Genomic DNA, 15,020 nt, shown 5'->3' with positions numbered 1-15,020 from the left:
GTCCTCATGATGACGATCGCCGCGCTGGCCGGCGTGGGCATCCTCGCCGCCCAGGCCGAGGCGACCGCGCCGCACGCGAGCGCGAACAGCGCCGCGAAGGTCTCGGCGACCTCGACCAACGCCGCGCCCCAGGCCGACGCGCTGCCGGCGAACTCGGGCAGCGGCACCCGGATCGTCTACTCCCCGAGCCTGCACCGGGTCTGGCTGGTTCAGGGCTCGACCGTGAGCCGCACCATGCAGGTGGTGCCCGGCACCGTCACCCCGCCCGCGGGCACCTACCCGGTCTACGCCAAGAGCCCGGGATCCACCGGCGGTGACGGGGTCAGCGTCGTCTACCTGGTGCGCTTCGACTCCAGCTCCTCCACCGTCTTCGGCTTCGACGCCGAGGCCGGGCTGATCGGCATGCCCCCGGCGCCCAAGGGCCACACCGGCGGCGTGCGGATGGAGCAGACCGACGCGCAGGTGCTCTACCAGTTCGCCGCGGTCGGCACCGACGTCGTCGTGGTCTGACGCTCTCGCCGCGCGCCGGCGCGCGGCTCAGACCTGCTCGACGGTGATCTCGCGCACGTCGTCCGCGCGGGAGCGGTCGAATCTGACCACGTAGTGGCCCTCGCGCCCCTCGGCCAGGGCCTCGGCCTTGCCCTCGCCCCACTCCACCACCGTGACCGACTCGTCCATCGACGCGTCCAGGTCCAGGTCGTCGAGCTCTGCCAGGCTGACCAGCCGGTAGGCGTCCACGTGCACCAGCGCCGGGCCGCCGGTGAGCGAGGGGTGCACCCGGGCCAGCACGAAGGTGGGCGAGGTGATCGGCCCGCGCACCCCGAGGCCCTCGGCCAGCCCCTGGGTGAAGGTGGTCTTCCCGGCCCCGAGTTCACCCGAAAGGATGACCAGATCGCCGGGCCGCAGCCGTGCGGCGAAGTGCAGCCCGACCGCGCGGGTCGCCGCCGCGTCCTCGGCCCGCGTCGTCGTGGTCTGTGATCGCTTCGGCTCCGAGGCCGCCGACGGTCCGTCAAGCACGTTCACTGCGCCGCTCTCCTGGGGGACGGGGACGGGTCGAGTCGCGCCTCGACCCGGTCCACCAGGGTACGCAGAGCCTCGTCCACCGAGTCCGGGTGCTCCAGGATGACGGCGTGTCCGGACTCCGGCAGCACCACGTACGCGGCCGAGGGGATGGCCGCGGCCAGCGCCTCGCTGTGCGCCACCGGCAGCACCAGGTCCCCGGCTCCGCCGAGCACCAGCGTGGGCACCCGGTCGAACAGCGGCACCGCCGCGCCCAGGTCCAGGTGGCTTATGGCCGGGTAGAACTCGGCGATCACGTCGATCGGGACCGACTCGATCATGTCGAGGGTGAAGCGCACCACCGACTCCGGCACCTCGGAGCCGTAGGCGTAGCGGCGGGTGAGCACCAGGCCCAGGTCGCCGCCGAGCGACCGGCCCCGGTCCACCAGCGCCGCCTGCCGGGCCAGCAGGCCGAGCATCCCGGGCGTGGCCCGGTGCAGCAGCTGCGCCCCGGGCCGCGGCAGCCCGAAGGCCACGTCCTCGAACCGGCCGGCCGAGGTGCTGATCAGCGCGGCGCCCACGATCCGGTCGCCGATCAGCTCCGGGTGCGCGGCGGCCAGCGCCATCATGGTCATCCCGCCCATGGAGTGCCCGACCAGGATCACCGGGCCCTCCGGACAGGTGGCCTGGAGCACCGCGTAGAGGTCCTCGCCGAGCTGATCCACCGTCACCGGCTTGGTCCGGCCGTTCTCCTCGCGCGGCAGCCGGCCGGAGCGGCCGTGCCCGCGCTGGTCCCAGAACACCATCCGGTGTGTGGCCGAGAACTCAGCCCGCTGATAGTGCCAGCAGTCCTGGTGCAGGCAGAACCCGTGGGTGAACAGCAGTGTCGGCCGCCCGGCCGCCTCGTCCGGATCGCTCGCCGCCCCCGCGCGCCCCACCACCGCGCCGCCGGCGAACCCGCGCGGCTCGTCCACCTCGACGTAGAGCTCCACCCCGTCCGAGGCGGTCACCGTGCGCGGATCGCCGCGCAGAGAGCCGAAGGGCTCGCCCGGGTCGTGTATGGCGGCCATCCGCCGCACCGCCCGCCCGATGGTGAGCCGCTCCACGGTGAAGCCCACCGCCACCCCGGCCGCGACCACCCCGACCGCGGCGCCGAGAAGCCCGGCCCGCCTGCCCTTCCCCGACGCCTCTGCCACCGCTCGGCCGCCTTCCGCACTGCCCCGGCGCCCTCGCGGCGCCACCGCCTCACGCCGCCGCCGAACCGGGCGACGTGCCCTCACCGCGGCCGCAGCGCCGCGATCTCACTCGCTATTGTTGCCCGGCAGCCGCGCTTCAAGCGTTCGACCGGCCGACACCGCACGGTTCCGGCCGAGCCACCTGACGTGCGCTCAGTCCACGTACACCCGCGGCACCCGGCCACCGATTCGGGTGACCACCTCGTAACCGATGGTGCCGATCGCCTGTGCCCAATCCTGCGCCGTCGGCCCGCCGTCCTCGCCCGGGCCGAACAGCACCACCTCGTCGCCCGCCGCCGGACTCTGCTCGCCGGGGCCGGCCGGACCGAGGTCGACCACGAACTGGTCCATCGCCACCCGGCCCGCGATCACGTATCTGCGCCCGCCGATCCACACCGGGCCCCGGTCCGAGGCCGCGCGCGGGATGCCGTCCGCGTATCCGGCCGGGACCAGCCCGAGCCGGGTCTCGCCGGTCGTGTGATAGGTGTGCCCGTAGGACACCCCGTGCGCCTCCGGCACCTGCTTGACCAGGGCCAGCCGCCCGCGCAGGGTCATCACCGGCCGCAGCCCGAAGTCCGCCGGCACGCCCAGTTCCGGCGCCGGGCTCAGCCCGTAGACGGCCACGCCCGGGCGGACGAGGTCGAAGTGGCTCTCCGGCAGGGTGAGGGTGGCCGGGGAGTTGGCCATGTGCCGCAGCCGCCCGCGCAGCCCGGCCGCCTCGGCATACTCCAGCGCCTCGTGAAAGCTCGTCAGCTGACGGCGGATCGAGGGATGCCCGGGCTCGTCGGCACAGGCGAAGTGCGACCACAGGCCGGTCACCTCCACCAGCCCGGCCCGCTCGGCCTTGACCGCCTCGTCCACCACCGCGGGCCACTCCCGCGGCTGGATCCCGTTGCGCCCGAGCCCGGTGTCCGCCTTCAGCTGGATCCGCGCGGGCCGCCTGGTGCCACCCACCGCCGCCAGCACCGCGTCCAGCGACCACTGGCCCGAGATCGAGACGTCCACCCCGGCCCGCACCAGCGCCGCGAAGTCGTCGCCGGGCGCGTGCAGCCAGGTCAGGATCGGCACCTCGAGCCCGGCCGCGCGCAGCGCGAGGGCCTCCTCCGGCAGCGCCGTGCCCAGCCAGGCCGCCCCGGCCTGGACGGCCGCGCGGGCACAGGGCACCATTCCGTGCCCGTATGCGTCGGCCTTCACCACGGCCATCACCTGTGCCGGACCGGCGATCTCACGCAGCCGGCGGACGTTGGACCGAAGCGCGTCGAGATCCACACGGGCTTCGAGCCGTGCGGGCGGTGCGGCGGTACGGGTGCTCATCCGGCGACATTCTGCCAGGCCGCCGACAGGGCCGCGACCAGGTCACTCGCGGCGACCGGACCGCTGCGAGCCGCGAGCAGCCCCGCCGACCCGTGCAGATAGGCCGCCACCGACGCCGCGTCCAAAGCCGAAAGCCCGCCCGCCAACAGACCTCCGGCCAACCCGGCCAGCACGTCGCCGCTCCCGGCCGTGGCCAGATACGCGGTCGCGTGGGTGTTGACTCTTAAACCGGGTGCAAGGGGGTCCGCGATCAGGCTGAAGGGCCCCTTCAACAACACCGCGGCGTCGTAATCGCGCGCCAGGGCCCGCACCGCCTGAATTCTTCCTGAGTCCACCTCCTCGGCGCTCGAGCCGAGCAGTGCCGCCGCCTCGCCGCTGTGCGGGGTCAGCAGTGTCGGCGCACTGCGCTTGAGCGACTCCTTCGGCAGCAGCCTGAGACCGTCCGCGTCCACCAGCACCGGCACGTCGCTCTCCAGCACCCGGCTGAGCCTGCGCCGCGCCTCCTCGCTCTGCCCGAGCCCGGAGCCGACCACCCAGGCCTGCACCCGGCCGTCGCCCAGCAGCACCTCCGGATGGGTGCCGACGACCTCGACCGGCCCGTCGTAGCGCACCGCCCCCACACCCGAGCGCAGCGCCGCCCCGGTCGCGAGCAGCGCCGCGCCCGGATAGCGCTCGGAGCCGACCGCGAGCCCGACCACGCCCCGGCTGTACTTCTGGGCCAGGCGCGCGGGTTCGGGCAGCAGAGCACGCACATCCGACTCCTGCAGCACCTCGGCGACCGGCCGGGCCTCGGGGAAGTCGAGCCCGATGTCGACGAGTTCGACGATGCCGGCGTGTCCGGCCGCGGGGTCGATCAGCAGCCCCGGCTTGAAGGTGCCGAAGGTGACGGTGACCGCGGCCCGGATCGCGAGGCCGGCCACCTCGCCGGTGTCCGCGTCGACGCCGCTGGGCAGGTCCACCGCCACGATCGGCGCGCCGGTGGCCTCGACCGCGGCGTGCGCGGCCTCGGCGAGTTCGGCGAAGACCCCGCGCAGCCCGCCGCGGCCGCCGATGCCGAGCAGTCCGTCCATGATCAGGTCCGCGCGCCCGGCCAGGGTCCGGGCGTCGCCGGGCCCTGCGACCCGTCCGCCGGCCCCGCGCAGGGCGGCGAGCCCCGCGGCGTGCGCCCGGTCGGGGTCGGCGAGCACGGCGTGCACCGCGGCGCCGCGCCGGGCCAGCAGCGCGCCGGCGTACAGGGCGTCGCCGCCGTTGTCGCCCACGCCCACGAGCAGCAGCACCCGCGCGCCGTAGACGCCGCCGCGGGCCTGGCCCAGGATGGCGGCGGTCACGCTCGCCAGCCCGGCCGCGGCCCGCGCCATCAGCGTCCCGTCCGGAAGACGGGCCATCAGTTCCTGTTCCGCCGCCCGCACGGACGCGACGTCGTATGCGTACCTCACCCCGCCATTGTGCCGGGTCAGGCCGATTCGGCCACGACCATCGCCGAGGCGATCCCGGCGTCGTGGCTGAGCGAGAGGTGCCAGCGCACCACGCCGAGCTCCTGCGCCCGCCGGGCCACGCCGCCGGTCACCACCAGATACGGCCGCCCGTTCGGCTCGCTCCGCACCTCGGCGTCCTGCCAGCTGAGGTCTCCGGGCACGCCCAGGGCCTTGCCCACGGCCTCCTTCGCCGCGAACCTGGCCGCGAGCGAGGCCGTGGCCAGGCCCCGCTCGCCGGGGGTGAAGACCCGCTCGAGCAGCGCCGGGGTGCGCTCGAGGGTGGCCTGGAACCGCGCGACGTCGACCACGTCGATGCCCACGCCCACGATCATCGGCGGCCTCCGGCCTGCTGAGAGTGCTGCTACTCCACCGTCACGGACTTGGCCAGGTTACGCGGCTGGTCCACGTCGAGGCCCTTGGCGTCCGCGAGCGCGGAGGCGAACACCTGCAGCGGCACGGTGGCCACCAGCGGCTGGAGCAGGGTGGGCAGTTCCGGCACGTAGATCAGCGTGTCCGCGAACGGGGCCACCGCGGTGTCGCCGTCCTCGGCGATCACGATGGTGCGCGCGCCGCGGGCCCGGATCTCCTGGATGTTGGAGACGATCTTGTCGTGCAGCAGCGGCCGGTCGGCCGGGGGCACCACGACGACGACCGGCAGGCCCTGGTCCACCAGCGCGATCGGGCCGTGCTTGAGCTCGCCCGCGGCGAAGCCCTCGGCGTGCACGTACGCCAGTTCCTTGAGCTTCAGGGCGCCCTCGAGCGCCACCGGGTAGCCCACGTGCCGGCCCAGGAACAGCACCCGGCCCTCGTCCTTGAGCAGCCGGCCGAGCTCGCGCACCGGGCCCATCCGGTCCAGCGTCTCGCGCACCTTGGCCGGGGCCTGGGACAGCTGCTCGAGGATGTCGGCGATCTCGTCCGGGAACTTCGCCGCGCGCACCTGGGCGAGGTAGAGCCCGACCAGGTAGCAGGCGATCAGCTGGGTCAGGAAGGCCTTGGTGGAGGCCACCGCGATCTCCGGGCCGCCGTGCGTGTAGACCACGGCGTCGGCCTCGCGCGGGATGGTGGCGCCGTTGCTGTTGCAGATGGCCAGGACCCGGGCGTGCTGGTCCTTGGCGTGGCGCAGCGCCATCAGCGTGTCGGCCGTCTCACCGCTCTGCGAGATCACCAGGACCAGGGTGTCCCTGGTCAGGATCGGGTCGCGGTAGCGGAACTCGGAGGCGAGTTCGACCTCGACCGGGATCCGGGTCCAGTGTTCGATGGCGTACTTGGCGATCATGCCGGCGTGGTACGAGGTGCCCGCGGCGATCACGATCACCTTGTCCACGCTGCGCAGTTCGCTCTCGCTCATGCGCATCTCGTCGAGCTGCAGCCGGCCCTCGGCGCTGATCCGGCCGAGCAGCGTGTCGGCCACGGCCTGCGGCTGCTCGTCGATCTCCTTGTCCATGAAGTAGTCGTAGCCGCCCTTCTCGGCGGCGGCCACGTCCCAGTCCACGTGGAAGGGCTTGCCCGCGGCGGGCTCGCCGGCGAAGTCGGTGATGACCACGGCGTTGCTGCGCACCTCGACGACCTGCGCCTGGCCGAGCTCGATCGCCTCGCGGGTGTGGCCGATGAACCCGGCCACGTCGCTGCACAGGAAGGCCTCGCCCTCGCCGACGCCGACCACCAGCGGGGAGTTCAGGCGGGCGCCGACCACCACGTCGGGCGCGTCGGCGTGCACGGCGACCAGGGTGAAGGCGCCGTCGAGGCGGCGGCAGACCCGGCGCATGGCCTCGGCCAGGGCGCCGTCGCCGTGGGACTCGACGCAGCCGGGGAACTGCTGGCCGAGCAGGTGCGCGACCACCTCGGTGTCGGTCTCGCTGGCCAGGGTGATCCCGGCCTGCTGCAGTTCCTCGCGCAGCGCGGCGAAGTTCTCGATGATGCCGTTGTGTACGACGGCGACCCGGCCGGTGGAGTCGAAGTGCGGGTGCGCGTTGCCGTCGGTGGGCCCGCCGTGGGTAGCCCAGCGGGTGTGGCCGAGGCCAAGGCCGGACTCGGGCAGCGGGTGCGCGGCCAGCTCCTTCTCCAGGTTGCCGAGCTTGCCGGCCTTCTTCCGGGAGGTCAGCCCGCCGTCGGCCACCACGGCCACTCCGGCGGAGTCGTAACCGCGGTACTCCAGCCTCCGCAGCCCCTCGATCACGACATCGAGGGCCGTTTTAGGACCGACATATCCGACGATTCCGCACACCTGGATCTATTCCTCTCGCCGTAGGTGTCCCCACTCTATCCGTCCCGAGGCGTACGCGACTGTCCCGAGAACTGTAAAACCGCAGGTAGAGGTATAGACCAGTGCTCCGGACGGGTTCGCCGGGGCCCGGCCGCCCGAGACCGGGGGCCGGCGGGATCGGGGAAATACCCCGAGACCGGCTCGGGGCCCGCCATCCTTCCGGATGACCTCGGAACCCGCCCACGGCCCGACGCCGCGGCCGGGCCGCGGCGACTACCGTTCGCAGCGTGTCAGTCATCGAGCAACCGATCATCGAGGCGAAGTCGCTCACGATGCGCTATCCGGGCGGCGTGACCGCCCTGAGCGACCTCGAGCTGTCCGTCCAGCCGGGTATCACCGGCCTGGTCGGCGCCAACGGCGCCGGCAAATCCACCCTTATCAAGATCCTGCTCGGGCTGATCACGCCGAGCTCCGGCCAGGTCCGGGTACTCGGCCTCGACGCGCAGGAGCAGGGTCCGGAGATCCGCGCCCGAGTGGGCTACATGCCCGAGCACGACTGCCTGCCCGCGGACGTGAGCGCCACCGAGTTCGTCACCCACCTCGGCCGGATGAGCGGGCTGCCGCCCACCGCGGCCAAGGAGCAGGCGGCCGAGGCGCTGCGGCACGTGGGCCTGCACGAGGAGCGCTACCGCCAGATCGGCACCTTCTCCACCGGCATGAAGCAGCGGGTCAAGCTGGCCCAGGCACTGGTCGGCAACCCGGGGCTGCTGCTGCTGGACGAGCCCACCAACGGCCTCGACCCGTCCGGGCGCGACGCCATGCTGGCGCTGATCCGCCGGATCGGCTCCGAGTTCGGCATCGCCGTGGTGGTGGCCTCGCACCTGCTGAGCGAGATCGAGCGGATCTGCGACCACCTGGTGGCGATCGACGGCGGCAAGCTGCTGCGGGCCGCGTCGCTGGACTCGATGACCCAGGCGCTGCCGTGGCTCGCGATCGAGGTGGACGAGGGCAGCGAGCCGCTGCGGGCCCGGCTCGAGGGCGCGGGCCTGACCGTCAGCCTGCAGGGCCGCGCGCTGCTGGTCCGGCTGGACGGGGACCCGGTCTTCGACACCGTGCGCGACACCATCGCCGACCTCGACCTCCCGCTGACCCGGCTCGAGCACCGCCGGCACCACGTCGAGGAGCTTTTCGAGCGGCGCGAACTCGACGAGCCGACGGAGGCGAAGCTGTGAGCACCCCCACCACGAGCGTCATCCACGACATCGGATACAAGCCGTACACCGGTCCACGCCTGGGCCGCGGCCAGATCCTGCGTGCCCTCTACGTTCACGGACTGCGGGCGGTGTTCGGCTTCGGCCGCGGCCCCAAGGCCAAGATCGTGCCCTGGTTCGTCACGCTGGTCATGGTGATCCCGGCCGCGCTCAACGTCTACGCCAGCTCCGAGAACAAGCCGCTGATCCTGGACTACTCGCTGATGGGCGTCCGGATGATGCTCTTCACGGTGCTGCTCGTGGCGGTCAGCGCGCCGGAGTTGGTCACCCGGGACCTGCGCCACCACACCCTGCCGCTGTACTTCTCCAGGCCGCTGCGCCGCGGGGACTACCCGCTGGCCAAGCTGCTCGCGCTGTTCACCGGCGTGCTGGCGGTGACGCTGCTGCCGGTGCTGATCACCTACCTCGGCCAGGTCGCCTCGTCCACCAGCGGCCACATGATCTGGCTCGACACCCGCGCGGCCTTCCCCGGCCTGTTCGTCTCGGTGCTCCAGTCCGCCGTGCTCAGCGTGCTGGCGCTGCTGCTCGCCGCCTCCACCAGCCGGCGCGTCATCGCCACCGGCCTGATCGCGATCTTCTTCCTGGTCACCCTGGCCATCTCGCAGGTGATGGCGAACGCTCTCGGCACGAGTTGGAAGACCCACCAGGAGAGCTGCGTGGTACCCGCCCTCGACCCGAACGCGCCGAACCTGAGCGGAAACCTCTTCGGGGTCGGCGGCGGCGTGAACGGCCCGCCGGACTTCGTCATCAACCAGTACTGCCAGGGTGTGAACGCGCGCGAATACGGCATCGACAACGTCACCGGGGTGAAGGACCCGAACAAGCCCGGGTACGCCGACATCACCGTGACCTACGAGACCCCGGTCTACTCCGCTATCGCCAAGGCCGGCGGCCTGGCGAATCCGGTGTACGTGGTCGAGGGCCTGCGCATCTGGGTGTTCAACGCCACCGACAGCGATCTGCCCAACCCCTCCCCGCTCGGCCCGCTCTACGGCGCCGAGGCCGCCCTGATCGTCCTCGGCGGCAGCGCCGGGCTGTTCCTGCGTTACCGGAAGGTGAGCGTCTCGTGACCGCCGTCGAACCCTCCGCCGTGCCCGCGGCCCGTACGGCCCCGGAGCCCGCGACCCCCGCCGTCGTCAGCTTCGACCACGTGACCCACTGGTATGGCAACGTGGTCGCCGTCAACGACATCTCGCTCGAGCTCGGGCCGGGGGTGACCGGGCTGCTCGGCCCGAACGGCGCGGGCAAGTCCACCATCCTGCACCTGCTCTCCGGCTTCCTCTCGCCCTCGCGCGGCTCGGTCACCATCGGCGGCGTCGCCCCGTGGCGCCACCCGGCGATCTTCGACACCGTCGGCCTGGTACCCGAACGCGACTCGGTCTACGCATTCCTGACGGCGCGTGAGTTCGTGCTGGCCTCGGCGAAGCTGCACAAGCTGCCCGACCCGAAGGCCGCGGCCGAGCGGGCGCTGCAGTTGGTGGAGATGATCGACGCCGCGGACCGCCCGATCCAGACCTACTCCAAGGGCATGCGCCAGCGGGCCAAGGTGGCCGCGGCGCTCGTGCACGACCCGAAGGTGCTGCTGCTGGACGAGCCGTTCAACGGCATGGACCCGCGCCAGCGGATGCACATGATGGACCTGCTGCGCGACCTCGGGCAGCGCGGGCGCACCATCTTGTTCTCCTCGCACATCCTGGAGGAGGTCGAGCGCCTGGCCGACACGGTCCAGGTGGTGGTGGCCGGCCGGCTCGCCGCCTCCGGCGACTACCGGACCATCCGGCGGCTGATGACGACCCGGCCGCACGTGTTCCTGCTGCGCAGCACCGACGACCGGGAACTGGCCAGGGTGCTGATGGCCAGCCCCGCGGTGCAGGGCGTGGCGCTGACCAAGGACGGCCTCGAGGTGCGCGCGAGCGACCACGGCACCTTCACCCGGAAGCTGGCCCGCTCCTGCCGGGACGCCGGGATCGGGCTGCGCGAGGTCATCCCGTCGGACGAGTCGCTCGAATCCGTCTTCGCCTACCTCGTGGGAGCCTGAGCCATGTACAACACCACTGTGGCCTGGATCACCTTCCGGGCGTTGTTCGGGCGCAGAAGGGCCCTGCTGTTCGCGTTGCCCGCGCTGATCCTGATCGTGCTCACGCTCGGGCTCAAGAGCGCCAGCGGGACCGTGGCCGACTGGCCGGCCATCGTGCTCGGCCAGGTCGGCGCGGGAGCCGTGGTGCCGCTGACCGCGCTGCTGATCGGCACCTCGGTGCTCGGTTCGGAGATCGACGACAACAGCGTGCTGCACCTGCTGGCCACCCCGGTGCCGCGCCGGGCCGTGGTCATGGCCAAGACGAGCGTCGCGACGGCGGTGACGTTCCTGTTCGCGGCCGTGCCGGTGCTGATCGCGGGCGTGATCGCGCAGGGCGGGCTGCACTCGCTGGCGGTCGGCTGCTTCCTCGGCTCGGCGCTCGGCGCGGTCGTCTACTCCTGCCTGTTCGTGATGATCTCCGCGGCGGTGCGCCACCCGGTGATCTACGCCCTGGCGTACGTGGCGCTGTGGGAGGAGCTGATCAGCAACCTGGTCAGCGGCGCGAAGTACCTCTCGATCGAGCAGTGGTCGCTCGGCGTCGCGCACGCGGTGTCGAAGAACACGAATCTCAACGCGCACCTGACCATCACCCCGTCGCTGGTGCTCGCGGTGATCGCGGTGGTGGTGCTGCTGACCTACGCGACGCGGCGGCTGAGCGCGTTCACCGTCCGGGCCGACTAGAGGTGTAAGTGCCCTGGCCCGGAATTCGGCTCAGTACACGTCAGGGCGCGCCGTACGCACGGCGCGCCCTGACCTCGTCTCAGCTTCAAGCCACCTCGGCCACCGTGTCGGCCACCGTCAGCGCGGCGCGCACCGCGTCGGCCAGCCGGTGCGCGACCGACTCGGCCTGCTCCTGCGTCTGCGCCTCGACCATGACCCGCACCAGCGGCTCGGTGCCCGAGGGACGCAGCAGCACCCGGCCGCCCGAGCCGAGCTCGACCTCGGCCTCGGCCACCGCGGCGGCCAGTTCCGTGCTCGCGGCCAGCCGCGACTTGTCCACCCCGCGCACGTTCACCATCACCTGCGGCAGCTTGCGCATCACCGCGGCGAGCTCGGCCAGCGGCTTGCCGCTCTCGGCCACCCGGGCCAGCAGGTGCAGGCCGGCCAGCACGCCGTCACCGGTGGTCGCGTGTTCCTGCATGATGATGTGACCGGACTGTTCGCCGCCGAGCACGAAGCCGCCCTCGCGCATGGCCTCGAGCACGTAGCGGTCGCCCACGGCGGTCTGCACCACCTTGAGCCCGGCCCGCTCCATCGCGATCTTGAAGCCCAGGTTCGCCATCACCGTGGCCACGACCGTGTCCGACGCCAGGGCGCCGCGCTCGCGCAGGGACAGCGCGAGGATCGCCATGATCTGGTCCCCGTCGATCACCTCGCCGGTGTGGTCCACCGCCAGGATCCGGTCCGCGTCCCCGTCGTGCGCCACCCCGAGGTCGGCGCCGTGCTCGAGCACCGCGTCGCGCAGCGCCTCGAGGTGGGTGGAGCCGCAGCCGTCGTTGATGTTCAGCCCGTTCGGGGCGTCGCCGATGGCGATGACCTCGGCACCGAGCCGGCGCAGCGCCGCGGGGGCCGCCACCGCGGCGGCGCCGTGCGCCGTGTCGAGCACCAGCCGCAGCCCGTCGAGCCGGTTGGGCACCGTGGAGACCAGGTAGTCGATGTAGCGCTCCACCCCGTCCGGCAGGTCGGTGATCCGCCCGATGTCCGCGCCCACCGGCCGCTGCCACGGCTCGCCCAGGCGCGCCTCGATCGCGTCCTCCACCTCGTCGGCCAGCTTCAGCCCGCCGCGCGCGAAGAACTTGATGCCGTTGTCCGGAGCCGGGTTGTGGCTGGCCGAGAGCATCACCCCGAAGTCGGCGCCGAGCGCGATGGCCAGGTAGGCCACCGCCGGAGTCGGCAGCACGCCGAGCCGCACCACGTCCACCCCGGCCGAGGCCAGGCCCGCGGCCACCGCCGCCTCCAGGAACTCACCCGAAGCCCGCGGGTCGCGCCCGATGACCGCCGTGGGCCGGTGTCCGGCGAAGTCGCCGCGCTCGGCCAGCACGTGCGCCGCCGCGACTGCCAGGTCGAGCGCGAGCTCCGCTGTGACCTCGCGGTTCGCCGTCCCGCGTACTCCGTCGGTGCCGAAAAGTCGGGCCATGGATGCGGACCCCTTAGGTGTCGTGGTTGGGCCTGAGAGAGAACAGACAACCCCACCGTACGCCGTCGGGCGGACGATGGGGCTGTCTGACTTGCCGATAAACGGGGAAGACGTCCTCGTCGTGTTCGACGATTAACGCTTCGAGTACTGCGGAGCCTTACGGGCCTTCTTGAGGCCCGCCTTCTTGCGCTCGGTGGCACGCGCGTCGCGGGTCAGGAAGCCGGCCTTCTTCAAGGTCGGACGGTTCGCCTCGACGTCGGCCTCGTTCAGGGCGCGGGCGATGCCCAGGCGCAGCGCGCCGGCCTGGCCGGAGATGCCGCCGCCGTTGATGCGGGCGATCACGTCGTACTGGTCGTCCAGCTCGAGCACGTGGAACGGCTCGTTGACTTCCTGCTGGTGCACCTTGTTCGGGAAGTACCCGTCGAGGGTGCGGCCGTTGATCTTCCACTTACCGGTGCCGGGGATGATGCGCACGCGCGCCACCGCCTCCTTGCGCCGGCCGGTGCCGCCCGCGGGAACCAGGTTCGCGGCGCGGCGCACGGGGGCGTCGGCGGCCGGAGCGGTCTCCGTGGTGTAAGTCTCGGGAACTTCTTCGTCGTCGAGGGTCTCGACGTCGGTGGTCTGGTCGGACACTGCCGCAAACTCCTTGATCGTTACTGGGCGACTTGGGACAGCTCGTACGCGACGGGCTGCTGTGCGGCGTGCGGGTGGTTCGGTCCGCCGTAGACCTTCAGCTTCTTGAGCATGTCGCGCCCGAGGCTGTTGTGCGGGAGCATGCCGCGCACGGCCTTCTCGAGGGCCTTGCGCGGGTCCTTGTCGATCAGGTCGCCGTACTTGACCGAACGCAGACCACCCGGGTAGCCCGAGTGGCGGTAGGCGAGCTTGTCCTCGCGCTTGTTGCCGGACAGGTGCACCTTCTCCGCGTTGACGATGATGACGAAGTCACCGGTGTCCACGTGCGGAGCGAACTGCGGCTTGTGCTTGCCACGCAGCAGGATGGCCGTCTGGCTGGCGAGCCGGCCGAGAACGAGGTCAGTGGCGTCGATGACGTACCACTTGCGCTCGACCTCGCCGGGCTTGGGGCTGTACGTACGCACGGGTCGTATGCCTTCACTCGATGTCGGAAGTCCACGGGTTCGTGGAAGTGGACGTGAACCGCAGGCGGAGTGCACTCGACACCTACGGCATCAGGCACCGGGCCCCCCGGTTCCTTGTACCCTCAGCCCGGCGGGCCGGTCGGAGTAGAAGTCCGGGCGCGCATCAGATCGCGCGGAACACAACTGGCCTCACCGTACAGGGACCGACCCGGCCAGGTCAAAACGGGGTACTCGTCCGATTCGTCGGAACCGCGGCGGGGCTCGCGGCCCTCAGCAGCCCAGCACCCGTATCTTGCGCGTCTCCTCCACCCGCGCGGCCAATTCGGCGTCGCTCGGGTACCTGACCTCCTCGAGCGTCAGCCCGTGCGGCGGCAGCACGTTCACCGACGGGTGCCGCTCCCGGCTCGCCAGCACCGTCGCCGGGAAGTCGGGCGCGACCCGGCCGTCGCCGGCCATGAGCAGCCCGGCGACCAGGGCGCGGACCATGGAGTGGCAGAACGCGTCGGCCTCGATGGTGGCCTCGAGCTCGTCGGGCCTGGTGCGCTCCCAGTGCACGTCGAGCAGCCGGCGGATCGTCGTCGCGCCCTCGCGCTTCTTGCAGTACGCGGCGAAGTCGTGCTCGCCGAGCAGCAGCCGGGACGCCTCGGCCAGGCGCTCGAGGTCCAGCTCCCGGTTGTGCCAGAGCACGAACCTGCGGCGGGTGGGCAGCGTGCCGACCCTGGAGTCGCAGACGCGGTAGACGTAGCGGCGCGAGGTGGCGGCGAAGCGGGCGTCGAAGCCCTCGGGGGCGGCCGAGACCCGGGAGACGCGCACGTCCATCGGCAGCTTCCCGGCGAGGCGGCGCAGCAGCTTCTCCTCGTGCGCCAGCCACACCCCCTCGGGCATGTCCACGTGCGCCACCTGCCCGGACGCGTGCACGCCCGAGTCGGTGCGCCCGGCCACGGTCAGCTGGGCCGGCTCGTCGAGGCGCAGCACCGCGGTCAGCGCCTCCTCCAGCACCTGCTGCACCGTGCGCACGCCGCTGCGCTGCCGGGCCCAGCCGGCGAACTCGGTCCCGTCGTAGGCCAGGTCCAGCCGTACCCGGGTCACCCGCGTCATGCTCCAGCCTCTCCCATCCTCGTGAAACACCGGCCCTCGTGCCGAAAGCCGAAAGGGCGCCCCGCCGGGACCTGCCCGGCGCGACGCCCTTCACCGTACTGCCTCGAAGCTCCG

At 72.3% G+C, this 15,020-nt stretch carries 15 protein-coding genes; 5 read left to right on the top strand and 10 right to left on the bottom strand.

What is annotated here, in order from left to right; genetic code table 11:
- Positions 1-6 precede the first annotated feature (6 nt).
- Complete coding sequence (locus KDL01_RS03965; protein WP_212526925.1) at positions 7-510, top strand: L,D-transpeptidase; 504 nt, start codon at positions 7-9, stop codon at positions 508-510.
- 27 nt (positions 511-537) lie between these two features.
- Here the strand turns inward: KDL01_RS03965 and tsaE are convergent, their stop codons facing one another.
- From tsaE to glmS, 6 genes are all read right to left on the bottom strand, one after another.
- Positions 538-1,017 (bottom strand): tRNA (adenosine(37)-N6)-threonylcarbamoyltransferase complex ATPase subunit type 1 TsaE, encoded by a 480-nt coding sequence (tsaE, locus tag KDL01_RS03960; RefSeq protein ID WP_212526943.1) that lies wholly within the window; start codon positions 1,015-1,017, stop codon positions 538-540.
- A 2-nt stretch (positions 1,018-1,019) separates the two neighbouring features.
- A complete protein-coding gene (locus KDL01_RS03955; RefSeq protein WP_212526924.1) occupies positions 1,020-2,195 on the bottom strand; it encodes an alpha/beta fold hydrolase in 1,176 nt (391 codons plus the stop codon).
- Positions 2,196-2,387: 192 nt separating this feature from the next.
- A complete protein-coding gene (gene alr, locus KDL01_RS03950; RefSeq protein ID WP_212526923.1) occupies positions 2,388-3,548 on the bottom strand; it encodes an alanine racemase in 1,161 nt (386 codons plus the stop codon).
- Positions 3,545-4,984 carry an NAD(P)H-hydrate dehydratase gene (locus KDL01_RS03945; RefSeq protein ID WP_212526922.1) on the bottom strand — a complete coding sequence of 480 codons (1,440 nt, stop codon included), beginning with the start codon at positions 4,982-4,984 and terminating at the stop codon, positions 3,545-3,547. Before KDL01_RS03945 ends, alr begins: the two co-directional genes overlap by 4 nt.
- A gap of 17 nt (positions 4,985-5,001) precedes the next feature.
- A complete protein-coding gene (locus KDL01_RS03940; RefSeq protein ID WP_212526921.1) occupies positions 5,002-5,355 on the bottom strand; it encodes a holo-ACP synthase in 354 nt (117 codons plus the stop codon).
- Between the two features lie 29 nt (positions 5,356-5,384).
- On the bottom strand, positions 5,385-7,247 hold the full coding sequence (gene glmS, locus KDL01_RS03935) for a glutamine--fructose-6-phosphate transaminase (isomerizing) (RefSeq protein ID WP_212526920.1): 1,863 nt from the start codon (positions 7,245-7,247) through the stop codon (positions 5,385-5,387).
- 311 nt (positions 7,248-7,558) lie between these two features.
- On the opposite strand from glmS, the gene KDL01_RS03930 reads away from it, so the two are divergent.
- From KDL01_RS03930 to KDL01_RS03915, 4 genes are read left to right on the top strand one after another with little or no spacing between them, the layout of a single operon-like run.
- A complete protein-coding gene (locus KDL01_RS03930; RefSeq protein WP_212526942.1) occupies positions 7,559-8,458 on the top strand; it encodes an ABC transporter ATP-binding protein in 900 nt (299 codons plus the stop codon).
- A complete protein-coding gene (locus KDL01_RS45090) occupies positions 8,455-9,567 on the top strand; it encodes an ABC transporter permease (protein ID WP_212526919.1) in 1,113 nt (370 codons plus the stop codon). Before KDL01_RS03930 ends, KDL01_RS45090 begins: the two co-directional genes overlap by 4 nt.
- On the top strand, positions 9,564-10,535 hold the full coding sequence (locus tag KDL01_RS44370) for an ABC transporter ATP-binding protein (RefSeq protein WP_212526918.1): 972 nt from the start codon (positions 9,564-9,566) through the stop codon (positions 10,533-10,535). The genes KDL01_RS45090 and KDL01_RS44370 overlap by 4 nt, the downstream gene beginning before the upstream one ends.
- A 3-nt stretch (positions 10,536-10,538) precedes the next feature.
- Positions 10,539-11,255: an ABC transporter permease gene (locus tag KDL01_RS03915; protein ID WP_212526917.1), complete on the top strand. Its 717-nt coding sequence runs from the start codon at positions 10,539-10,541 to the stop codon at positions 11,253-11,255.
- Positions 11,256-11,340: 85 nt separating this feature from the next.
- On the opposite strand, the gene glmM is transcribed toward KDL01_RS03915, so the two are convergent.
- The 4 genes from glmM to truA form a co-directional block, all read right to left on the bottom strand.
- Positions 11,341-12,711 carry a phosphoglucosamine mutase gene (gene glmM / locus KDL01_RS03910; protein ID WP_212526916.1) on the bottom strand — a complete coding sequence of 457 codons (1,371 nt, stop codon included), beginning with the start codon at positions 12,709-12,711 and terminating at the stop codon, positions 11,341-11,343.
- A gap of 132 nt (positions 12,712-12,843) precedes the next feature.
- Positions 12,844-13,344, bottom strand: a complete 501-nt coding sequence (gene rpsI, locus KDL01_RS03905; protein WP_212526915.1) for a 30S ribosomal protein S9 — start codon at positions 13,342-13,344, stop codon at positions 12,844-12,846.
- A gap of 20 nt (positions 13,345-13,364) precedes the next feature.
- The gene (gene rplM, locus KDL01_RS03900; protein WP_212526914.1) at positions 13,365-13,808 is read right to left on the bottom strand and encodes a 50S ribosomal protein L13; all 444 of its coding nucleotides are present in this window, start codon (positions 13,806-13,808) and stop codon (positions 13,365-13,367) included.
- Between the two features lie 270 nt (positions 13,809-14,078).
- Positions 14,079-14,906, bottom strand: a complete 828-nt coding sequence (gene truA, locus KDL01_RS03895; protein WP_212526913.1) for a tRNA pseudouridine(38-40) synthase TruA — start codon at positions 14,904-14,906, stop codon at positions 14,079-14,081.
- Positions 14,907-15,020: the final 114 nt, after the last annotated feature.

The organism is Actinospica durhamensis (genome assembly GCF_018139695.1).
Classification (GTDB): domain Bacteria; phylum Actinomycetota; class Actinomycetes; order Streptomycetales; family Catenulisporaceae; genus Actinospica; species Actinospica durhamensis.
This window is presented reverse-complemented; position numbering and strand designations above follow the sequence as displayed.

Coding starts and splice junctions, on each gene's coding strand:
- alr (WP_212526923.1), bottom strand. CDS start 3,548: ATGAGCACCCGTACCGCCGCACCGCCCGCACGGCTCGAAGCCCGTGTG.
- glmM (WP_212526916.1), bottom strand. CDS start 12,711: ATGGCCCGACTTTTCGGCACCGACGGAGTACGCGGGACGGCGAACCGC.
- KDL01_RS03930 (WP_212526942.1), top strand. CDS start 7,559: ATGCGCTATCCGGGCGGCGTGACCGCCCTGAGCGACCTCGAGCTGTCC.
- KDL01_RS03965 (WP_212526925.1), top strand. CDS start 7: ATGATGACGATCGCCGCGCTGGCCGGCGTGGGCATCCTCGCCGCCCAG.
- KDL01_RS03940 (WP_212526921.1), bottom strand. CDS start 5,355: ATGATCGTGGGCGTGGGCATCGACGTGGTCGACGTCGCGCGGTTCCAG.
- truA (WP_212526913.1), bottom strand. CDS start 14,906: ATGACGCGGGTGACCCGGGTACGGCTGGACCTGGCCTACGACGGGACC.
- KDL01_RS03915 (WP_212526917.1), top strand. CDS start 10,539: ATGTACAACACCACTGTGGCCTGGATCACCTTCCGGGCGTTGTTCGGG.